Annotated in this window: 23 protein-coding genes; 13 read left to right on the forward strand and 10 right to left on the reverse strand. The window is 31.8% G+C overall.

Annotation, left to right across the window (positions count from 1 at the left end):
* The first annotated feature begins 12 nt into the window (after positions 1-12).
* The 4 genes from MHM83_RS00700 (at position 13) to MHM83_RS00715 (ending at position 3450) form a co-directional block, all read left to right on the forward strand.
* Positions 13-1629, forward strand: a complete 1617-nt coding sequence (locus MHM83_RS00700) for a BCCT family transporter (protein ID WP_239178130.1) — start codon at positions 13-15, stop codon at positions 1627-1629.
* A gap of 3 nt (positions 1630-1632) precedes the next feature.
* Positions 1633-2502, forward strand: coding sequence for a universal stress protein (locus tag MHM83_RS00705; RefSeq protein WP_239178131.1), 870 nt, complete (start codon positions 1633-1635; stop codon positions 2500-2502).
* 156 nt (positions 2503-2658) lie between these two features.
* Complete coding sequence (locus MHM83_RS00710; RefSeq protein ID WP_159614306.1) at positions 2659-3120, forward strand: hypothetical protein; 462 nt, start codon at positions 2659-2661, stop codon at positions 3118-3120.
* Between the two features lie 6 nt (positions 3121-3126).
* Positions 3127-3450, forward strand: coding sequence for a hypothetical protein (locus MHM83_RS00715; protein WP_073182128.1), 324 nt, complete (start codon positions 3127-3129; stop codon positions 3448-3450).
* Positions 3451-3470: 20 nt separating this feature from the next.
* Here MHM83_RS00715 and MHM83_RS00720 read toward each other — a convergent pair whose 3' ends face one another.
* Entirely contained in the window at positions 3471-5015 is a 1545-nt protein-coding gene (locus MHM83_RS00720; RefSeq protein WP_239178132.1) for a patatin-like phospholipase family protein, read from the reverse strand.
* Between the two features lie 29 nt (positions 5016-5044).
* Positions 5045-5635, reverse strand: coding sequence for a riboflavin synthase (locus tag MHM83_RS00725; protein ID WP_159614310.1), 591 nt, complete (start codon positions 5633-5635; stop codon positions 5045-5047).
* A 63-nt stretch (positions 5636-5698) separates the two neighbouring features.
* On the opposite strand from MHM83_RS00725, the gene pdxA reads away from it, so the two are divergent.
* The 9 genes from pdxA (at position 5699) to MHM83_RS00770 (ending at position 12911) form a co-directional block, all read left to right on the forward strand.
* Positions 5699-6733, forward strand: a complete 1035-nt coding sequence (gene pdxA / locus MHM83_RS00730) for a 4-hydroxythreonine-4-phosphate dehydrogenase PdxA (RefSeq protein ID WP_159614312.1) — start codon at positions 5699-5701, stop codon at positions 6731-6733.
* A 74-nt stretch (positions 6734-6807) separates the two neighbouring features.
* Positions 6808-7344, forward strand: a complete 537-nt coding sequence (locus tag MHM83_RS00735; protein WP_159493489.1) for a YceD family protein — start codon at positions 6808-6810, stop codon at positions 7342-7344.
* An 8-nt stretch (positions 7345-7352) separates the two neighbouring features.
* Positions 7353-7547, forward strand: a complete 195-nt coding sequence (gene rpmF, locus MHM83_RS00740; protein ID WP_047789948.1) for a 50S ribosomal protein L32 — start codon at positions 7353-7355, stop codon at positions 7545-7547.
* A gap of 150 nt (positions 7548-7697) precedes the next feature.
* Positions 7698-8693 carry a beta-ketoacyl-ACP synthase III gene (locus tag MHM83_RS00745; protein WP_239178133.1) on the forward strand — a complete coding sequence of 332 codons (996 nt, stop codon included), beginning with the start codon at positions 7698-7700 and terminating at the stop codon, positions 8691-8693.
* Positions 8694-8717: 24 nt separating this feature from the next.
* Complete coding sequence (gene accB / locus MHM83_RS00750; RefSeq protein ID WP_047789946.1) at positions 8718-9200, forward strand: acetyl-CoA carboxylase biotin carboxyl carrier protein; 483 nt, start codon at positions 8718-8720, stop codon at positions 9198-9200.
* An 87-nt stretch (positions 9201-9287) separates the two neighbouring features.
* Positions 9288-10628: an acetyl-CoA carboxylase biotin carboxylase subunit gene (gene accC, locus MHM83_RS00755; RefSeq protein ID WP_239178134.1), complete on the forward strand. Its 1341-nt coding sequence runs from the start codon at positions 9288-9290 to the stop codon at positions 10626-10628.
* A 69-nt stretch (positions 10629-10697) separates the two neighbouring features.
* Positions 10698-11936, forward strand: a complete 1239-nt coding sequence (locus tag MHM83_RS00760; RefSeq protein ID WP_239178135.1) for a 3-deoxy-D-manno-octulosonic acid transferase — start codon at positions 10698-10700, stop codon at positions 11934-11936.
* Positions 11936-12496: a YeeE/YedE family protein gene (locus tag MHM83_RS00765; RefSeq protein ID WP_239178136.1), complete on the forward strand. Its 561-nt coding sequence runs from the start codon at positions 11936-11938 to the stop codon at positions 12494-12496. The genes MHM83_RS00760 and MHM83_RS00765 overlap by 1 nt, the downstream gene beginning before the upstream one ends.
* Position 12497: 1 nt before the next feature.
* Entirely contained in the window at positions 12498-12911 is a 414-nt protein-coding gene (locus MHM83_RS00770) for a DUF6691 family protein (protein WP_167712919.1), read from the forward strand.
* Between the two features lie 38 nt (positions 12912-12949).
* Here MHM83_RS00770 and MHM83_RS00775 read toward each other — a convergent pair whose 3' ends face one another.
* The 8 genes from MHM83_RS00775 to ileS all read right to left on the reverse strand — a co-directional run bounded on the left by MHM83_RS00775 (position 12950) and on the right by ileS (position 22970).
* The gene (locus tag MHM83_RS00775; protein WP_239178137.1) at positions 12950-14257 is read right to left on the reverse strand and encodes a hypothetical protein; all 1308 of its coding nucleotides are present in this window, start codon (positions 14255-14257) and stop codon (positions 12950-12952) included.
* A gap of 68 nt (positions 14258-14325) precedes the next feature.
* Positions 14326-15126 carry a helix-turn-helix domain-containing protein gene (locus MHM83_RS00780; RefSeq protein ID WP_239178138.1) on the reverse strand — a complete coding sequence of 267 codons (801 nt, stop codon included), beginning with the start codon at positions 15124-15126 and terminating at the stop codon, positions 14326-14328.
* 26 nt (positions 15127-15152) lie between these two features.
* Positions 15153-15755: a DUF4230 domain-containing protein gene (locus tag MHM83_RS00785; RefSeq protein ID WP_239178139.1), complete on the reverse strand. Its 603-nt coding sequence runs from the start codon at positions 15753-15755 to the stop codon at positions 15153-15155.
* A 44-nt stretch (positions 15756-15799) separates the two neighbouring features.
* A complete protein-coding gene (locus MHM83_RS00790) occupies positions 15800-16390 on the reverse strand; it encodes a lipoprotein signal peptidase (protein ID WP_047789939.1) in 591 nt (196 codons plus the stop codon).
* A 124-nt stretch (positions 16391-16514) separates the two neighbouring features.
* Positions 16515-18410, reverse strand: coding sequence for a M61 family metallopeptidase (locus MHM83_RS00795; protein ID WP_239178140.1), 1896 nt, complete (start codon positions 18408-18410; stop codon positions 16515-16517).
* Positions 18411-18485: 75 nt separating this feature from the next.
* Positions 18486-19067, reverse strand: a complete 582-nt coding sequence (locus MHM83_RS00800; protein WP_239178141.1) for a DUF4097 family beta strand repeat-containing protein — start codon at positions 19065-19067, stop codon at positions 18486-18488.
* A gap of 113 nt (positions 19068-19180) precedes the next feature.
* Positions 19181-19558 carry a TraR/DksA family transcriptional regulator gene (locus MHM83_RS00805; protein WP_047790047.1) on the reverse strand — a complete coding sequence of 126 codons (378 nt, stop codon included), beginning with the start codon at positions 19556-19558 and terminating at the stop codon, positions 19181-19183.
* Between the two features lie 4 nt (positions 19559-19562).
* The gene (gene ileS / locus MHM83_RS00810; RefSeq protein WP_239178142.1) at positions 19563-22970 is read right to left on the reverse strand and encodes an isoleucine--tRNA ligase; all 3408 of its coding nucleotides are present in this window, start codon (positions 22968-22970) and stop codon (positions 19563-19565) included.
* Positions 22971-22995 lie beyond the last annotated feature (25 nt).

Here is a 22995-nt window from a genome sequence, read left to right on the forward strand (position 1 = left end):
AAACATTAACACATGAAGAAAGCAAAAAAAATAATTAGAAGTGACGAACGGAAATCAATTTTTGGACTCAATGTTAACGGACCTGTATTCTTCACATCTTCAATTGTAATTATACTTAGTGTAGCTTTAACTTTGCTTTTTAAAGAAAGAGCTCAATCATATTTTGATATAACACAAAATTTTATAGCTAACAAAACTGGTTGGCTATTTATCTTGGCGGTAAATATTTTTGTTGCGTTTATGCTTTACTTAGCTTTTAGTAAATACGGAAGCTTACGTATTGGTGGAGCAAAAGCTAAACCAGAGTTCTCAACCACTTCTTGGTTCTCAATGCTCTTTAGTGCTGGTATGGGTATTGGATTACTCTTTTGGAGTATTGCTGAACCTGTTTATCATTTTTCTTCTCCTCCTTTAGCTGACCCTAATACAGCTGCTGCTGCAAAAGAAGCCATGAATGTTACTTTTTTACATTGGGGATTACATGCTTGGGGTATTTACGCTTTGGTGGGGTTATCTTTAGCTTATTTTACGTATTCCAGAGGACTTCCTTTAACAATCCGCTCTGTTTTCTACCCATTTTTAGGAGATAGAATTCATGGTAGAATTGGTGATATTATAGACATTTTTGCTGTTTTAGCTACTGTTTTTGGTTTGGCAACCTCTCTTGGCCTAGGTGTTAAACAAGTTGCCGCTGGTTTAGAGCATGTTTTTGGTTTAGATTCAGGAATTTCGCTACAAATATGGTTAATAGTTGGAATTACATTAATTGCTACCATTTCTGTAATCTCAGGAGTTGATAAAGGTGTTAAATTTTTAAGTGAAATGAATATGCGTATTGCAGTACTTTTATTACTTGCTGTAGTAATTCTAGGGCCTACTATTTTCATTTTAAAGTCATTTGTACAAAATACAGGTAGTTATGCAAATGATTTAATTAGCCTTTCCACATGGGCTGAAGCTTATACTGGAACAGAATGGCAAAACTCATGGACTATTTTTTATTGGGGATGGTGGATTGCTTGGTCTCCTTTCGTAGGTATGTTTATTGCCCGTGTTTCTAAAGGAAGGACTATTAGAGAGTTTATTCTTGGAGTATTGATTGTTCCTACATTGATTACCTTATTTTGGATTACGGCTTTTGGAGCAACCTCGTTACATGAGATTTTAGGTGGAGATACAACTATTGCAGACGGTGTAAATGACAATGTTGCTACCGCTCTTTTTGTCTTCTTAGAAGATTTCCCTTTTTCCATGGCACTAAATATTATCGCTATTGTACTTATTGCTAGTTTCTTTGTTACCTCATCAGATTCTGGTTCTTTAGTGGTAGATAGTTTAACTTCTGGAGGAAAAATTGACGCCCCAGTAGGTCAACGAATATTTTGGGCACTTGCAGAAGGTGCTGTGGCTGCCGTTTTATTATTAGGAGGTGGCTTAAAAGCTCTTCAAACAGCATCTATTGCAACCGGACTTCCTTTTACCTTACTTTTGTTATTAATGTGCTATTCTCTTTTTAAAGGATTAAAAGAAGATTATAAAGAACATCTCAAACGTCTAAACCAAAAAGAAAAGGAAGAATACCAGGAAACTGTGAAAAGATTAATAGATTCGAAAAAACAAAAATCTTAAATTATGAAAATTAAAAATATACTAGTTGCCTTAGATCTTTCCGTACTAGATGTTACACTTATTAAGTATTGTAGCATGCTTGCAAAAAACCATGAAACAGAGAATGTATATTTTATTCATAATGTAAAAAAGTATGAAATAAGCAACTTATTTTCTGAACAGTTAGAAAACATTAGTATTGAAGATATTATTGAAGAGGAGTTAGACAACAGCATCAACAAACATTTTGATGCCGATTGTAATTATGAGTTATTAGTTTCTGACGATGCTTATACAGAGAGCTTAATTAGCTATGTTGCTAATAAATATCATGCTGATTTAATTATTCTAGGTAATAAAAACACCTACAAAGGATCTGGATCGGTTTCAGGAAAACTATTACGAATGGCAAAATGCAATATTCTTTCCATTCCTAAAGAAGCCAATCTAAATCCAGAAAACCTAATGATTGCAACCGATTTTTCTTCGGCCTCTCTTAAAGCTTTCAACACCGCTTCTTCCATTAACAAAAAGAAAGAGCAACCTACATTAAAAGTATTAAATGTTTTTAAAATCCCTCAGTTATTTTTTCCTTACATTAAAATAGATAAAGCTCGCGAAAAAGTGGAAAAACACGTTAGCTTGCAATTTGAGAAACTACTTAATAAAACAAAAGCTTCAAACGTAGAAACAATAAAAGCTTCTGCTGGTGATGACAGTATTCCTGAAAAAATAAGAGCTATTGCAGAAAAAGACAAAACTGATATTTTATTTGTAGCAGATAAAGGGCATAATAACTTCACTTCTCTTTTAGTAGGAAGTGTAACAGAAGAGTTATTTACACAAGATTTACATATTCCTTTATGGGTTGTAAAACACTATATTGCCTCATAAAAAAGGGAGTTGAAAATTCAACTCCCTTTTTTATAATACTATTCAAGTTTATTTTTAAAAACATCTACCATTAAAACCCTATGAAATTTTCAGGGTTTTATCTCTAATTCTTTTTTTATAAATTATTAAATTTATTCGGTAAAAATTAACTTAACTATGAAAACTAACAAACTCTTCTTTATTTTAATCCTCATTACTGCTTTTCTTTCTTCTTGTAGTATTCTTAAAACAGCTCCATACGATCAATACTCATTTCAAAAAACTATTGAAATAAAAATAGATGCCACTCAACTTATAGATAAAGCTGAAAACTCTTATAAAGAAAACAGTAAAGAAATTGAAAAACTACAAAATGAAATTGCTAAAATTGTTGAATACGAGAAATACAAGCCCAACAACGAGATAACCTATAAAATGTGGTTGTTATTAGCTGACCAAGACAAAAACTTACTTGCTGGTTTTTTAAAACGATGGAAAGAAAAGGATAAGCTTTCTCCTTTTTTTATCACGGAAGCTAAAGGGCAAATAACTGAGGCATTTAATCTGTTACTTGAATACGAAAGTAAAAAAGAACCTGCTACAAAAAACAAATTACTACAACTTCTTTCAAACAATTAATACGCTATGGATTTCGAAAAAATATTACAAGAATTAAAAAAATCACTAATCTCTTTATTTAGTGATAAGTTTAGTGAATTTTCACAAGAATCTAAAAAAGACATTGAACTATTCTTGAATGATTCAAAAGACAAACTAGAAAGATGGACGTCTTTATTAGCACAAGGAAAACTTACCGTAGAAGATTTTGAATGGCTTGTAAAAAGCCAGAAAGACTTATTTCAAATGAAAGCTTTACAAGCCGCAGGTATTTCAAAAATAAGCTTAGGTCATTTTAAAAATAAAGTTCTTAATACTATCGTAAGCACAATAAAAACTTTAATTTTTTAAAACTAGAAAACGATGAATATTTACCCTTTCATCGTTTTTAATTTTTCTTGACGCTCCTCTACTAAAAAATGGGGGTTTTCTTGAAATTTCTTCCAAAGAGATAATAATTTTTTAAAAATTAGCATTTCAGTAGCTCTGTCACCATATTGAATAATTAGATATGATAACAAATTATAACAAGCAGTATACTCCCCACATGCAATAACACTGTTTAACATACCATTTGCCTTATCTTTTTTCGTGAACCATAAAGTTGTGCCAAACGATGCGCTTTTATTTGAATTTTTAATAATTGCTTCGCTTATACCCCCTGTATATTTCTTTATTTCCTCCCAACCTCTCTCGTTCTCTGGTCGGGTTGTTTGATTTCCTGAAGCATCTTTACATCGTAGCTCATACACTGTAGATGTAATTATTTTATTTGGAAAAGTACTATAAATCGCATTTGCATGTTGCCTCCTATCATTTTTAAGAAAAACTACACTTGCCATGCGAACCAACGATTTTGCTCTGTTAAGTATATAAAAACCAACTCTTCTTGGCGGTAAATATAACCTTTGATCTACACCTGTTTCATTTTGCATTAATTTAGATAATGAAAAAAACAGAAAGTGAATAAACACCAAAAAAGCTAATATTACAACACTCACTGTGTACCAAACCATCATCTTTTGTACTCCAAAAAACACGGTAACTATCAACATAAACAATAAGGTAAAAGCGCTAGACACATAGGACACATACTTACTAAACCAAGAATCAGAAGCAAATTTAAAACCCTCTCCTGGATATGGTGATGAAACATCACACAAAAAATATAAGTCATGAAGTTCAGGTTTTCCTTCACATTGATTTTGCGCTTCAGACACAAAAACAGAAGCACCTTGATTATCTACAATACCTCCATCCATCAATCCTATTTCCTCTAAATCATTATGCTTCGGAGTAAAATCGTACGGAAAACCTATAGGCTCAAATCCTCCCGGAAATGCTGTAGAAGCAGCTATTACATCTCCTAATTTTATATCATTAATAACTCCTTTATATTTGCTATGTGCTTTTCCATTTCCAAACCTTTTTTGATTTCCTTTTATATTTTGAAACCTAAACTGATGTGTACTATCAAAATCTGTAGCATTAAAAATCACCCTTTCTAAATGCGTTTTTCCTTCGCTAATTGCATCTTGAACCTCTCCCAAAGTTGCATTATTTGTTAGCTTATTATACTCTATAGCAAAAGCATTAATCGGATTTTTTCGCTTGTGCTTATTTTCGGGCTGATTCCAAATTAAAGGCCATCTCAAGTGACTAAGTGCATTACTTGTTAACTCATCCTTTGCTAACCACGCATAATACTCATCAAAAAAAGTTTGAAACTCTTTTCCTTCAATTTGAGATTGTGCATACTTAACTCCGGTAATTGTTCCTCCAGAAACGGTAGAAATTGCTTTTACATTTTCTAGTAAACCTACTTTTTCTAATAAAGACAATGTTCCTAATGAAAAACAAGCAGCTCTATATCCTCCTCCAGAAAAACATAAGGCAATAGACTTAAATAGTTCCATGGTTTTCATGCAATTTTTATAATTTTATCTTATCCTCTTAAAGCATGTAATCTAGCCACATATTTCCCAATCACATCAAATTCTAAATTCACTTTGGTACCTATTTTAAAGTTTTTAAAGGTTGTATGCTCGTAAGTGTATGGAATAATAGCCACGCTAAATTCATCTTTTTTTGAGTTAACCACCGTTAAACTTACACCGTTTATAGTAATTGAACCTTTTTCAATAGTGATATTTGTTCCATCAAAATCATATGAAAGAGTAAAAACTGTACTCCCTTCAGCATCTTCTATATTTTTACAAACCCCTGTTCCATCTACATGTCCCTGTACTATGTGCCCATCTAATCGAGCCCCTAACTTCATTGCTCTTTCAAGGTTTACCTCATCTCCTACCTGTAAATCACCTATATTCGTTTTATCTAGTGTTTCTTTTATAGCTGTAACTGTATACTCATCCTTATCAATTGCAACAACTGTTAAGCAAACACCATTATGTGCTACACTCTGATCTATTTTTAATTCATTGGTTATTGTACTTTTTATTGTAAGGTGTAAATTCTCTTTTTCACGCTCAATGCCTTTTACAATTCCAAGAGTTTCTATTATTCCGGTAAACATTCTATAAAAATTTAGTTACTTTTGTTAGCATCAAAAATACAACTTTACCTACGAAAGTAAACTATGGATAAAGCAAACAAAATTATTGTCGGAATTTCGGTTGGGGACATTAATGGAATTGGTATCGAAATTATTTTAAAAACATTTGAAGACAAACGAATGCTTGATTTTTGCACTCCAGTTTTATTTGCTTCAAACAAATTGATTTCATATCATAAAAAGACTTTAAGACTTAACACCAGTATTCATGGAATTACTTCTTTAGATAAACTTGTTCATGGTAAAGTTAATTTATTAAACAGTTGGAAAGAAGAGGTTAAGGTAGACTTAGGTAAAACTACTGAAGAAGGTGGTAAATTTGCCTTAAAATCATTACAAGCAGCTGTTGGGGCTTTAAAAAAGAATCAAATAGATCTTATTGTTACAGCTCCTATTAACAAAGAAAATATTCAATCTGAAGAATTTAAGTTCCCAGGGCATACAGAATACTTAGAAGAAAACTTTGATGGAAGAAGTTTAATGATTTTAATGACAAATGAATTACGTATTGGTTTAATAACTGGTCATATTCCTGTTTCTAAAGTTTCTGAAGCCATTACTCCTGAGCTTATAAAATCTAAAGTTGAAATTATGTACAACTCTTTAAAACAAGATTTTAATATTAGCAAACCTAAAATAGCAGTATTAGGGCTAAATCCACATTGTGGCGACAATGGAATTATTGGCACTGAAGATGACGAAATTATTCGCCCAACTATTACTGAAATAAAAGAGACTGGTAAATTAGTTTTTGGCCCGTATGCAGCCGACGGTTTCTTTGGTTCAAAAACCTATGAACAATTTGACGGAGTTTTAGCCATGTATCACGACCAAGGTTTGGCTCCATTCAAAGCTTTATCGTTTGGAAATGGTGTAAATTTCACTGCTGGTTTGAGCAAGGTAAGAACCTCTCCAGACCATGGAACTGGATTTGATATTGCTGGTAAAAATAATGCTAATCCCACATCTTTTAAAGAAGCCTTATTTACCTCATTACAAATATTTAAGAACCGAAAAGAGTATCAAGAACTTACAAAAAACGCATTAAAAGCAAAATAGTTCATTTTTTTTACTCAAAACATAAAAGTAAAAACATTTTTTATATCTTTGCACGCTCAAATTGATAGTTGTAGATGAAAGACTTAAAACAATTCAACATACCTTTTGTAGGTTTAAAAGAAGGAAGTCATTTGTTTGAATATCAAATTGACAAAACGTTCTTTGAAGCATTTCAGTTTGACGAGTTTAACAACGCTAACATAAAAGCTGATGTTACATTTGTTAAAAAAAGCACTTTATTAGAGCTTGCTTTTAACATAAGCGGAACAGTTAATGTTCCTTGTGACATTACTAATGAATTATTTGATTTACCAATCAATGGTAATTTAGATTTAGTTGTTAAGTTTGGACCTGAGTTTAATGATGAACACGATGAAATCTTGATACTTCCACATGAAGCTTATCAAGTAAATGTTTCTCAATATATATATGAGTTAATTGTGTTATCAGTACCGAGCAAAAGAGTACACCCAAATGTTGTTGATGGTACTATGCAATCAGATGCTTTAAGAAAATTAGAGGAATTAAAAATAAACGAAGAAAAAACTGTTGAAGAAACATCAACAGACCCTAGATGGGATAAATTAAAGGATTTACTAACAGATAAATAAGACATAAAATGGCACATCCAAAGAGAAAAATATCTAAAACTAGAAGAGATAAAAGAAGAACTCACTATAAAGCTTCTGTACCTCAAATAGCTGTTGATCCTACAACTGGAGAAGCTCATTTATACCACAGAGCTCACTGGCATGAAGGAAAACTTTATTACAGAGGTCAAGTAGTATTAGAAAGTGCTGCTGCTGAGGCTTAAAAACTAGTTTAAAAAATAAAAAAACCCTCTACTTTGAGGGTTTTTTTATGTTTTTACATCAAAAAATACTCTTTTTGATGTTTTTTTCTATAAAAAAGTGAAATAATTTTCATTACTTTGAAAACTCGTTTTACTACAAAACAAACAACTATGACTAAAATAACTGCAGCTATAACAGCGGTAGGAAAATATATTCCAGAACATGCTCTAACTAATAAGGAGCTAGAAACAATGGTAGACACCAATGATGAGTGGATTACTACGAGAACAGGAATCAAAGAAAGAAGAATTTTAAAAGGCGAAGGTCTTGGAACTTCTTTCATGGCAATAAAAGCAGCAGAAGATTTACTTCAAAAATCAAATACAAACCCTGAAGATATCGACATGGTTATTGTAGCGACTGCTACTCCAGATATGCCCGTAGCTTCAACAGCAGCTTATACAGCTTCTAAAATAGGAGCCATAAATGCTTTTTCTTATGATTTACAAGCGGCTTGCTCTAGTTTTTTATACGGTATGTCAACTGCCTCTAGTTATATTGAAAGTGGGAGATATAAAAAAGTATTGTTAATTGGTGCCGATAAAATGTCATCAATTATTGATTATAGCGATAGAGCTACTTGTATCATCTTTGGAGATGGGGCAGGTGCTGTTTTATTTGAACCTAATAACGACGGTTTAGGGTTACAAGATGAGTATTTAAGAAGCGACGGAATTGGTCGAGAATTCTTAAAAATCGATGCAGGTGGATCAATTTTACCAGCATCAGAAGACACTGTTAAAAACAAGCAACATTTTGTTCATCAAGAAGGAAGAACTGTATTTAAGTTTGCTGTTTCTAACATGGCAGATGTTTCTGAAAAAATGTTAACCAGAAACAACTTAACAAAAGATGACATTCAGTGGTTAGTACCACACCAAGCTAATAAAAGAATCATCGAAGCTACTGCTAATAGAGTAGGCTTAGAAGATGATAAAGTAATGATGAACATTCATAAGTATGGAAATACAACGTCTGCTACTTTACCGTTGTTACTTGCTGACTATGAAAAAGAGTTGAAAAAAGGAGATAATTTAATTTTTGCCGCATTTGGTGGAGGCTTCACATGGGGAGCTATCTATTTAAAATGGGCCTATAACTCATAAACTAAACAACTAAAATTTAGGAAAATGGACATTAAAGAAATTCAAAGTCTTATAAAGTTTGTAGCTAAGTCAGGTGCAAGTGAAGTAAAGCTAGAGATGGAAGATATTAAAATCACCATTAAAACTGGAAGTGACACTCCTGAAACTACTATTATTCAAGCCCCTGCTCCTGCAGCAGCTACACAAATGATGGCTCCTGCACCAGTAGCACAACCAGCTACACCAGCTGCAGCCCCAGTAGCAGCTGAATCTACTGACGACTCAAAATATGTAACTATAAAATCACCTATCATTGGTACTTTCTACAGAAAACCTTCTCCAGATAAACCTAATTTTGCTGAAGTAGGAACAGAAGTAAAAGTTGGTGATACTGTTTGTATCATTGAAGCAATGAAATTATTTAACGAAATTGAATCAGAAGTATCTGGTAAAATCGTTAAAGTATTAGTGGATGATTCTTCTCCAGTAGAATTTGATCAACCATTATTTTTAGTAGACCCATCATAATTTTTGGTTTAGAAGTTTTAAGTTTAGAAGTTTAGCTATGCTAAACTCTTAAACAACTAAACCCAATAAACTCATAAACTAAAAGACATGTTTAAAAAGATATTAATTGCCAATAGAGGCGAAATCGCGCTACGTGTAATTAGAACCTGTAAAGAGATGGGGATTAAAACAGTAGCTGTTTACTCAAAAGCAGATGCTGAAAGCTTGCACGTACGATTTGCTGATGAAGCTGTTTGTATTGGACCTGCTCCAAGTAGCGAGTCTTATTTAAAAATGGATCGCATCATAGCAGCTGCAGAGATTACAAACGCTGACGGAATTCACCCAGGATATGGTTTCTTAGCTGAAAACGCTAAATTCTCAAAACTATGTGAAGAGCACGAAATTAAATTTATCGGAGCTTCTCCTGAGATGATTGATAAAATGGGAGACAAAGCGAATGCTAAAGCTACCATGAAAGCTGCTGGAGTACCGTGTGTACCAGGTAGTGACGGTGTAATTACCACATTTGAAGAATGTGAAAAAGTCGCTTTAGAAACAGGATACCCTGTAATGTTAAAAGCATCTGCTGGTGGTGGTGGTAAAGGTATGCGTGCTGTTTGGAAAGCTGAAGATTTAAAAGATGCTTGGGATTCTGCAAGACAAGAATCTAAAGCTGCTTTTGGAAATGACGATATGTATATGGAGAAGTTAATTGAAGAACCTCGCCATATTGAAATCCAAGTAGTAGGTGATGCTTATGGTAAAGCTTGTCACTTATCTGAAAGAGATTGTTCAGTTCAACGTCGTCACCAAAAATTAACTGAGGAAACTCCTTCTCCATTCATGACAGAAGAATTACGTGATGCTATGGGAGCTGCTGCTGTTAAAGCTGCTGAATACATTAAATATGAAGGTGCTGGTACAGTTGAGTTCTTAGTAGACAAACACCGTAACTTCTACTTTATGGAGATGAATACTCGTATTCAGGTAGAGCATCCAATTACTGAAGAAGTTGTTGATTACGATTTAATTCGCGAGCAAATTTTAGTTGCGGCTGGTGTGCCTATTTCAGGTAAAAACTACAAGCCACAATTACACTCTATTGAATGTAGAATTAATGCAGAAGATCCTTATAACGGATTTAGACCTGCTCCAGGAAAAATAACTTCATATCACGCTCCAGGTGGTCATGGTGTTCGTATCGATACTCACGTGTATGCTGGGTACGTGATTCCACCAAACTATGACTCAATGATTTCTAAGTTAATTGTTACTGCACAAACTCGTGAAGAAGCGATTAACAAGATGAAGCGCGCATTAGATGAGTATGTTATTGAAGGTGTAAAAACAACAATTCCTTTCCACAGACAATTAATGGATCATCCAGATTACGTAGCAGGTAATTATACCACTAAGTTCATGGAAGATTTTGAAATGGAATCATAACATATTTCAACATAGAATAAAAAATCAGTGAGTAACTTCACTGATTTTTTTATTTCATAAATTCGCATAATGAATTTTTTATACAATTTACTTCTTTCTGTAATATCTATATTACTCCCATTAACAGCTTTATTCAATAAAAAAATAAAGTTATTTTATGAAGGGAGAAAAGAAACATTTTCAAGACTAAACAGTATTTCCAAAACTGATAAAGTAATTTGGTTTCATGCTGCTTCTTTAGGAGAGTTTGAACAAGGAAGACCTATTATTGAAGAGTTAAAACAGCTTTATACAGGTTATAAAATAGTTGTTACTTTTTTCTCCCCTTCTGGATATGAGATAAGAAAAAACTATCCATTTGCTGATGTTATTTGCTATTTACCATTAGACACAAAATCGAACGTTAAAAAATTCATCAAAAAAGTACATCCAGATATGGCTATTATGATAAAGTATGAGTTTTGGCCTAACCTTCTTTCAGAATTAAAAAAGCATAATGTTCCTACGATTTTAATTTCAGGAATTTTTAGAAAAAAACAATCCTTTTTTAAATGGTATGGAGGTTTTATGCGTGAAAAACTAACTGTTTTTAATCACTTTTTTGTACAAAACAAAGCTTCTAAAGACTTATTAAATTCTATTAATTTTAATAACGTAACCATTGCTGGTGATACTCGATTTGATCGCGTATACGATATTTTACAACAAAACAACTCGTTAGATTTTATTTCTGAGTTTAAAAATAATAATTACACTGTTGTTGCGGGAAGTACTTGGAAAGAAGATGAAGAACTTATTGTAGATTATTTAAATAATCACGCAACTGATGATGGAAAGTTTATTATTGCTCCACATAACATCAATAAAAAACAGATTAAAGAGTTACAAAACTCAATCAATAAAAAAACTGTTCTTTACTCTGAAAACCTAAACAAAGAGTTATCAGGATATCAAGTTTTTATAATTGACACTATTGGCTTACTTACAAAAATATATTCATACGCTGATGCTGCCTATGTAGGTGGTGGACTCGCTACTGGTTTACATAATATTTTAGAACCAGCGACATATGGTGTTCCTGTTATTTTTGGTGGTAATAAATACAGTAAGTTTCAAGAAGCAATTGATTTACTAGAAATAGGAGGTGCAAAGACCGTTACAAATACTAATGAATTTTCCAGTAATTTTGCTTTATTACAATCAGACAAAAAACTAAGAGAGCAAATGGGGAAAGTTAACCACAATTATATTTTAAAAAATGTGGGAGCAACAAAAAACATTATCACTTATTTAAAAAACACATTATAATGGATTTTATATTACAACCATGGTCGTGGTATGTATCTGGGCCACTTATCGCCTTTATACTATTTTTATTCTTTTATTTCGGTAAAAATTTTGGAGTATCAACTAATTTAGAAACCATGTGTACCATGGTTGGAGCAGGTAAAGTATCTGATTATTTTAAGAAAGATTGGAAAGAACGTGATTGGGCTATTGTTTTTTTAATTGGTTTAGTAATTGGAGGATATATAGCCATTAACTACCTCTCTGCTACACCAAAAATTGATTTAAACCCAACAACTGTAAATGAATTAGCTAATTTAGGTTTTCAAAATGCAGGAGAAACCTATGTACCTAATGAAGTTTTCAGCATTGAAAACATGTTAACCTTAAAAGGTTTTACAATTTTATTAATTGCTGGAATTTTAATTGGATTTGGAACTCGTTATGCAGGAGGATGTACCTCAGGACATGCCATTACAGGACTAAGCAGTTTTCAATTACCTTCTTTAATTGCAGTAATTGGTTTTTTTATTGGTGGTTTAATAATGACTTGGGCTCTATTCCCTTTAATATTTGGTTAAGATGAAGAATATAAAATTTTTAGTTATTGGTATAGTTTTCGGAATTATTTTATCTAAATCAGAAGCTGTTTCTTGGTATCGAATTTATGAAATGTTTAAATTTCAATCTTTTCACATGTATGGTATTATTGGTTCTGCCGTAGCTATTTCTGCAATACTTATGTATTTCTTTAAAATCGGAAAAATTAAAGATTATTTAGGGAACCAAATTAACATTAGAGAAAAGAAAAAAGGATTTATTAGAACTTTAGTTGGCGGCACTATATTTGGGTTAGGTTGGGCACTAGCAGGCGCTTGTCCTGCTCCTATTTTTGTTTTGATTGGACAAGGAATAATCCCAATGATTATTGTACTCTTAGGAGCTCTTATAGGAGCTTTTATTTATGGTTTATTGGGTAAGAAGTTACCTAATTAATATAAAAAACCTTGGATAATTTAGTCCAAGGTTTTTTGTTACTTCGTCGTTATATCTATAAGGTATGGTTGTAATGGATATCCTTCTTTAGATTGATAAAAATCAGTTACTAAAATTTGTTGTTTAAGTTTTGGTTTTAACTCAATTTCATAAAACAATTTAGTTCTATCTTCCGACCATCCTTTAAAACTTGTCACACTTAACAAATTTGATTCTCCTAACGGACCTAATCTTAGATTCATTATTTTTTCATTCATTGGTTTAGAAAATTCAATAGTTAGTGTTTTTATAGCTGGGTCTACATCAGTATCATTATTCTTAAATTCTTTTATAGAAACGACATAAGGTCTATGCTTTTCATTTTCTTTTCTTATTTCAGAAATTGGTTTATCAAAAAATTTAACTGAATCTACAAATTCAATGATGGTTTCGTTATTACCATAATCTAACTCTATAAGATTTTTTATTGCTAAATTTTTATCTTTATCAAAATCATCATAGTATTTTTCAGCAATTTTATATCCAATAAAATACCCTAAATCTCTCTGATTAAATTTATTTGACATCGAACTCCACAACCAATAAGAATAAGCTTTGTTGAACATTTCTATTTCAAATTGATCTTTAATAACTTGAGTATTTTTCTTACCGTATTCTATACCTTCCATACTAGACTTTTCTCCTAAAGCTTTTTCAGCAACAAACTCTGCTACTCCTTCATATAGGCTTGCTACTAATAAACTCTCTCTTGAAAAAGGTTTTTGTTGTGTATGAACAAACTCATGAACTCCTGTAAACTTTACATTATTGATTGGATTTGTTTTTTGAAAATTTTTTACATTATCTAGGCTTTTTTTGAACTCAGAAGTATTAATATTCTCATCCAACATTTGCATATCTACACCAAAAATCACTAAACTATCTACGGCTGTTCCTCCAGTTCTAAATGCTCCAACAGTAAAGTACACTTTTGCTGGTTTTAAATCTGGATAAAATACTTTTAACTTTTGTACCCCATTCTCTATCTCTGTACTGAAATCTTTACTTTTTAAGGTGTTTTCTCTAATGGAGTGCCAAAATTTCGGGTAATTATTAATGTTTTCTATGTACTCTTGAGGAGTGCAGTTTCTAGCTTTAAACATTGCTTTTTGCCCAATAGAAGCTTTGTTTAAAAATTCTTCTTTTAAATATTTTAATTGTAAAACTGAATCTTTGGTAGAAGTTATCTTATCGTACGCTTTCCAATAATTGTCTACATCTTGGGTATAAATTAGTTTTTCTTTTTCTTCTTTTTTACATGCCATTAATACCAAAAATAGCATAGCAATTCCATATATTTTTTTCATAACTTATTTTTAATAATTATGACAAATATATATTTTGAAAATTTATAAAAATTGTAAAAAAATTACCCTCAATCATACATCCAATTTATTTCTCTTTTCTCTTTACTAACCTTTTTAAAAAATTCTCTTGGAGTATAGCCAGATAATGAACGAAAATCTTTAATCATGTGAGATTGATCAAAAAAATTCGCTATTAAACTAAGGTTTGTTAAGTTAAAATTTATTTTTTCTTTCTTTTTAAACTCCTTTAAGGCATTATGAAATCTAACAACTTTTTTAAACTCGGCAGGAGTTCGTTTTAAATACAGTTTACTGTACTTAATAAATGTCTTTGGGCTTACTTTATTTTCTATTGAATATTCTAAAACTGTTTTATCAACCCCTTTGTATACATCCCGAACAAAACCTTCTAAAAGAGGATAATCAAATCTATTTAATTTAGAAAGTAAATATTCTTCAATATTATCTATAAAAGAATTGGAGTTTACATCAAAAAGTTTATCTAACCTAAGACTTCCATCTCTAATAAAACTTTCTAATGATGAGTCGTTATGATTTTTAAGAAAAGACTGGAAACCTAAAGGCTTAAAAACTATTGTTACCTCTTTAAAACTACCAAAACAATTTACCCTTATTGGTTTGGTATACGAAGTTGTTAAATCAAAACTTATTGTCTCTTTTAAACAAGACCTAATGTTTATATTGTTTTTTGAATACTCAAGACTTGCACCTTTTACAATAGATAGTACAGTATAAGGAAGCGGGAATATTAAATAAGAAGTTTTCTTGTTAATTTCTTTTTCTTCAAAAAAATAATAAAACTCTATGTATTCTCTTAGCTTTTCACTTTTGGGTTTAAAAATTTTCAAAACTCTTTTAACAATTTTATTTTAAATTAATCCTCAATAAATAGCTGTTCAAACATCTCTGAGTTGGTATTATCCACCACTTTCCAATTGTAAATTTTAGAAAGTTGGTAAACCTTAGACAGTTCTTCAAATAAACGTATTTTAGCGTCTTTTTGTAGTCGAGACACTGTAATTGTTGATTTAATCTTTTCAACAGCTTTAGCATTGAGCTTATTTAGTTCTTGCTTAGAAAAAGTATTAAACTGGCTTTGTTGTAAATCGAAGTATTTAATATCTGGAGAAATCAGAATTTCTTCCTCAGGAATTTTTTTAATAATAATTTGTTTATCAACACTATCTATTTGAATTTCTAATTTCGATAAGTCGTAACCAACCTCAACCTTTGCATTCACAGAAAGCATTGCTTTTTTTTCAAATGTAAGATATCCATAAAAGTATTTTTTAGCATCCGTAAAACTGTACATTTCAGAGAAATTTCCTTCTGAAACTACTAATTTACTTAGGTTTTGGATTCCGTTTAAAACCACCTGAATTTCTTCTTGCTCGTACTTTTCTTCCTTCTTTTCATACCAGAATTTTGCAATTAAAAATCCTAGTACAAAAACAGCAAGATATTTTAATAAACGCATGGTTTTCTTTTTCTATAAATATAGGAAAAGTATCTAAAGTACTTTTATGAAGCTTGTTTTGTTTCTTCTTCTTTTGGAAATGCTTGCTTATTAAATAAAAATAGTAAAGCTACTCCAATCGTTATCCAAGAATCTGCACCATTAAAAATAGCATTAAAAAAGGTAAAGTTTTCTCCTTCGTAAATAGGAAAGTATAACATATCTACTACTTTTCCATGAAATAATTCTCCGTAAGGATTATCTGAAAAAAGTGTAGCAACATTATGGTAAGAAGAGTCGAAAATTACACCATAAAAAACAGAATCGATGATATTGCCTACTGCTCCTGCTAAAATTAATGCAATAGCGACAATAACAGCGGTATGTGCCTTTCGTTTTATTGTTTGCCATAACCAATACACAATACCTGTAACTGCAACAACTCTAAATAAAGTTAAAAACAACTTCCCTGTTTTCCCTCCAAATTCAAAGCCCCATGCCATACCATTATTCTCGGTAAAATGGATTCTAAACCAATCATTAAAAACAACTACTTCTTCTCCTAGCTGAAAATGTGTTTTGATGTAAATTTTACTAATTTGATCAATTAAAATTGCCAGAATTACGGTAAGTATTGCGATGTGTTTTTTAGACATTTTTTTTATTTAATGGAAACAAAAATAAGAAAACTATTTTTATGTTTTTCTTCTGATTTATAGAAAGAAAAAGACCAATAGACTTTTAGTCATACTGGTCTTAATTTATATTAATAAAAAGAAACTATCCTTTTAACCAAGCTTTTCTTAGTTCTTTTTGCTTTTGTGTTGCATTAGGATCATCTTTTAAACTAGTTCCTTTTGTATATGATTGAGTTAAAGTTGTTTTAATAACCACCTCTTTACCATCTCTTTCTAATTTTACTTCAACTTCGTTTCCTGGTTGCCACATAAACATTTTCGTAAAAATTTGATTTGCACTTTCCTTTGTCACAGCCACTCCATCAACTTCTTTGATTGCATCATTAGGTTGTGCTCCATTTTCAGCCCAAAAGCTGTTGTCTTTTACAGCTTCTGTAAATCGGATAGTTTGTGTCGCTTTATCTGGTCTAACAATCATAGCTCCATCATTTTGGATATAATTTGTTTTCACTTTTGATTCATCTAACACTAATCCTGCTTTAGCAAAAAACTCATTATAATTAATTGGTGTACCTCCTACTACGTGTGTGTTTAAAAATGCTCCTATTGATGGATAGGTCATTTCAGTAATTTCTCCAATTAACTTATCATCTTCAAATGGTTTGTTTTTCCCATATTTTAATGACAACTCTTTCATTAATGATAACACACCTCTATTTCCATTACTTTCTTCACGCATTAAAATATCAATACACATACCTATTAAAGCTCCTTTTTGGTAAACATTGTAATACTGAGAAGCATAAGGCTCGTCTAATACATTTTCACTCATTTTAGTAAAACTCATAGCATCATTCATAGAAGATGCAGTTTTAATTTTACCCATAATTTTACTGTAAAATTCATCTTCTGTTACCAAACCTTGGTTTACTTGAAATAATGTAGCAAAGTATTCTGTAATTCCTTCATACATCCATAAATGTTTAGAGAATGTTGGTTGGTTGTAATCGAAGTAATGTACATCTTCTGAATGTACACTTAACGGAGTTACAATATGAAAAAACTCATGAGATACTACATCTATCATGCTTTTTGCTAATGCTTCATCTGGCATTGCTTCTGGTAATACTACTACTGTTGATGTATGATGTTCTAAAGCTCCAAATCCTTTAGGTGCTTTTTCAGTTCCGTCAGATAAGTATAAATAAATATCATAACGTGCCGTACTATTAATGCTTCCTAAATATGCTTTTTGCGCTTGCATCATTTTTTCCATTACAGCTTTAATTTTTTCAGCTGAGTGTTTTTTGTTTGGAGAATATACACTTAATACAATTTTAATATCACCAACCTTGAACTCTTCTACATCTAATTCTCCATAAAACATAGGGTTATCTGTAATATCAAAATAACGTGGAGCAAAATAGCTCGACGTTAAAGTTGAACCGTCTTCACTTGTTTTTGTTCCAACTTCTTGTAAAGCGGAAGTTCTTTTAAAATTGGTAGGCGAAACAACATCTAACTTATATTGATTGTTTTTTAAAGAATCAAAATACCCCACAAATCCGTGAAGGTTAAGCACATAATTTGTAGACTCTATATTTGTTCCTGCTGGTGAAAATGGGGTTTCTCCTCCAATTCCTCCTGAAACTTCCATATCAAAAGTATCGTTTACTAAATACGTTACTTTATCTAATTTTTCAGCATTTGTAATTTCCCAAGTATTCGTATCAACTTTTGTTACCTCTAGTTCATTTCCTTCATAATCTAAAGCCTTAAAGCTGTCTACATATTTACCAAAATCACTCACAGAATAGGTTCCTTGGACAACTCTTGGCAATCTATATGTTACTTTTTCAATTGTAAACCTGCCTGGATTAACAGTTACTGGTACTTTATCATTGTCAACTTTTGTTAAATCTAAAGTCGTTACAATGGGGGTTTGAACAGCTAAATCATTTGTTGTTTTTTTAGTAGAATTACAGCTTGTTAATAATAATGCTGCAATGGTTGCTGTGGTTAGTATGCTTTTATTCATTTCTTAGTTTTTAATTAACCATTAGACAAAATGAAACTTCTTTTGTTACGTCTAATTTTTATAATTTTTTGTTAATTACTTTAATTCAATATTAATATTCGCATGAATAGAATTTATAGTAAGTATTTTAGAAACAGGTGTCACTTCTTTAGAAAATGGAGATATTTTTCTTTTTCCATTTATAAGGATTGTTCCGTTGTTAGTTTTTAAACCCAAACCTGTTTGTTTATCAATATTAGCAAAAACATTGCCTTGGAAAAGATCTATATTTGAGTTTCCTTTAACTGTATTTAACTTTATATTTCCTCTTTCTATATAAATATTTACATCTCCTTTATAACTTTTTGAAGTTATTCCGATAGTTTTTCCATGAATGCTTATATGTTTGTTTTTGGGAACTTTTATAACTGCCCTGGCTCTTTCTAGCCTCCTCGTTATATATTTTCGAAAGACTTCGTTTTTTAATGTTGGAATATTTAATTCAAATGCTATTGTAAAGACTTCACCTTCTTTTTTGAATAGGATATTGTGTGTATGTGGATTTTCATCTAATAAAACTACTTCGAGTTGTTCATCTTTTGAATTTTCAATTACAATATCGTCCAAGCCGAAAGTAATGACTTCGAGTTCGTTTACTAACATTTTTCTTTTCTGCATTACTTTTTCTTGACAGTAAAGAAATTGGATGCTTAGCATAAGTAATAACAATAGATATTTTTTCATACAAAAAAAGCCTCTAAAAGAGGCTCTATTTATTTTAACTTTAAAAGTTATTGTTTTCGTTTTGCTTCGATACTTAAAGTAGCATGTGGTACTAACTTTAAACGTTCTTTTTGAATTAGCTTACCAGTAACTCTACAAATACCATAGGTTTTATTTTCAATACGAACTAAGGCATTTTTTAAATCGCGAATAAACTTTTCTTGACGAATAGCTAACTGCATGTTTGCCTCTTTAGCCATTGTATCAGATCCTTCTTCAAAAGATTTAAATGTTGGCGACGTATCATCGGTTCCGTTATCTGAACCGTTTTTATATGATGCTTGTAGCAACCTTAAATCTTCTTCTGCTTTTTCAATTTTCTTTTGAATGATTTCCTTAAACTCTTGTAAATCACTGTCTGAATATCTTATTTTAACATCATCCATAATGCTATATTTTTTCAATTAACATTCTACTTTTAATGGTATCAAACTCAATTTCTGTACCATTACTTAAAACATCAACAAAAACTAATTCGTTTGTTAATGTTTCTGCTTTAATGTAGTTTTCATTTGCCAATACCGATTCTTTTAAATCATCAGCGTGCAAAATGGTTAATTTTATTTTATCGGTTACTTCTAAACCTGTGTCTTTTCGTGCGTTTTGAATTCTATTAACTAATTCTCTTGCCACACCTTCTTTGCGTAATTCGTCGTTTATTGTAACATCTAAAGCTACAGTTAACCCTTCTGCGTTGGCTACCAACCACCCTTCGATATCTTTCGATGAAATCTCCACATCAGCGGTTCCTAAAGTAATCATTTTATCGTTAATTTCCACAGAAATTTCACCTTCTTTTTCTATTTTAATGATATCTTCTTGTGTAAATCCTTGTATCTTATTAGCTATCAACTTCATTTCCTTACCAAATTTAGGCCCTAATGCTTTAAAATTTGGTTTGATTTGTTTTACTAAAATTCCTGAAGCATCGTCCAATAATTCGATCTCTTTAACGTTTACTTCTGACTTGATTAAGTCTGCAACTGCTAAAATTTCTTCCTTCTGAACTGCATCTAATACAGGAATCATTATTTTTTGTAACGGCTGGCGCACTTTAATTTTCTCTTTAGCCCTTAGAGATAGAACTAATGACGAAATTGTTTGTGCATTTTCCATTTTACGCTCTAACGACTTATCAACTAGATCAGCATTGTATTTTGGAAACTCTGCTATATGTACACTTTCAAAACTTTCTTTTCCTGTAGCATTCACTAAATCTTTATATAAACGATCCATAAAGAAAGGAGCTACTGGAGATCCTAATTTAGCTACCGTTAACATACAGGTGTATAACGTTTGGTATGCAGAGATTTTATCTTGTGCATACTCTCCTTTCCAGAAACGTCTTCTACATAAACGCACATACCAGTTACTTAGGTGATCTTGCACAAAATCGGAAATAGCTCTGGTTGCCTTAGTAGGCTCATATTCAGCATAGAATTTATCTACTTTTTGAACTAAGGTATTTAATTCAGATAAAATCCAACGATCAATCTCTGGTCGTTCATTAATAGCTATTTCAGCTTCACTATACGTAAAGTTGTCAATATTTGCATATAAAGAGAAGAATGAATAGGTGTTATATAAAGTTCCGAAGAATTTACGTTTTACCTCTTCTATTCCTGCAATATCAAATTTTAAGTTATCCCATGGGTTCGCATTCGAAATCATATACCAACGCGTAGCATCTGGACCGAACTCTGACAATGTTGTAAACGGATCTACCGCATTTCCTAAACGCTTTGACATTTTTTGCCCGTTCTTATCTAACACCAATCCGTTAGATACAACATTTTTATAAGCTACAGAATCAAACACCATCGTTCCAATTGCATGTAACGTATAGAACCATCCACGAGTTTGATCTACTCCTTCTGCAATAAAGTTTGCAGGGTAACTTTCTTTATCTTCTATTAATTCTTTATTTTCAAACGGATAATGCCACTGTGCATAAGGCATAGAACCAGAATCGAACCAAACATCAATTAAATCACTTTCGCGCTTCATTGGTTTTCCTGATGCCGAAACTAACGTGATTTTATCGACTACATTTTTATGTAAATCGATTTTATCGTAGTTATCTTCAGACATATTTCCTACTTCAAAATCAGCAAAAATATCTTCAGACATTACGCCTGCATCAACTGACTTTTGAATCTCTTCTTTTAATTCAGCTACAGAACCAATACAGATTTGTTCTGTTCCGTCTTCTGTTCGCCAAATAGGTAATGGAATTCCCCAAAAACGAGAACGTGATAAGTTCCAGTCATTCGCATTTTTTAACCAGTTACCAAAACGTCCTTCTCCTGTTGATTTTGGTTTCCAGTTTATCGTTTCATTTAAATCGAACATCTTATCCTTTACATCGGTTACCTTGATAAACCAAGAATCTAATGGATAGTATAAAATTGGTTTATCGGTACGCCAACAATTCGGATAACTGTGTACATATTTTTCAACCTTAAAGGCTTTATTTTCTTCTTTTAATTGAATCGCTAACTCAACATCTACTGATCTTTCAGGAGCTTCTCCATCAGCATAGTACTCGTTCTTCACATATTTACCTGCAAATTCTCCCATTTCTGGACGGAACTTCCCTTGTAAATCTACTAAAGGAACTGGATTTTCATTTTCATCTAACACTAACATTGGCGGCACTTCTGGGGTTGCTTGTTTTGCAACTAACGCATCATCAGCTCCAAAGGTAGGTGCTGTGTGTACGATACCAGTACCATCTTCGGTAGTAACAAAATCTCCTGAAATTACCCTAAAAGCATTTTCTGGATTTTGATATGGTAAAGTAAATGGTAATAACTGTTCATATTTGATACCTACTAGGTCCTTTCCTACAAATTCTTTTACAACTGTGTAAGGAATTTGCTTGTCTCCTTCAGCGTAGTTTGCCAATTCAGCTACATCTTCAACTTCATTAAACTTCTTCCCTACAAATTGTTTTGATACTAAGTTTTTAGCTAATACCACTTGAATTGGTTCAAAGGTGTATTGATTGAATGTTTTTACTAAAACATACTCAATCTTTGGGCCAACCGTTAATGCTGTATTTGATGGGAGTGTCCATGGAGTTGTTGTCCAAGCTAAAAAATGTACATCTCCTTCAACTTGTAAAAACTCTGGTAACGTTTCTTTGATTGTTTTAAACTGAGCTACTACTGTAGTATCTGTAACATCTTGATACGTTCCTGGTTGATTTAACTCATGCGAGCTTAATCCTGTTCCTGCTTTTGGTGAATACGGTTGAATAGTATATCCTTTGTACAGTAAATCTTTATCATAAATTTGCTTTAACAACCACCAAACCGACTCCATATATTTTGGTTTATAAGTAATATATGGATCTTCCATATCTACCCAATACCCCATTTTTTGAGTTAAGTCATTCCAAATATCAGTGTAACGCATTACAGCTTTTTTACAAGCTTCATTGTATTCTTCAACCGTAATTTTTGTTCCAATATCTTCTTTGGTGATTCCTAATTCTTTTTCAACCCCTAATTCTACAGGTAAACCGTGTGTATCCCAACCTGCTTTACGCTTAACTTGGTATCCTTTTTGGGTTTTATAACGACAAAAAATATCTTTAATGGCACGTGCCATTACGTGGTGAATTCCTGGCAAACCGTTTGCTGAAGGTGGCCCTTCAAAAAACACAAATGGTTCGTTTCCTTCACGTGTAGTAATACTTTTTTCAAAGATGTTGTTTTCTTCCCAATAGTTTAATATTTCTTCAGCTACTTTTGGTAAATCCAATCCTTTGTATTCAGTAAACTTCTTACTCATTTTGTCGGTTTATTAATTGAATGTG

Origin of the sequence: Tenacibaculum sp. Mcav3-52 (assembly GCF_022347665.1) — a bacterium.
Classification (GTDB): Bacteria; Bacteroidota; Bacteroidia; order Flavobacteriales; family Flavobacteriaceae; genus Polaribacter; species Polaribacter mesophilus.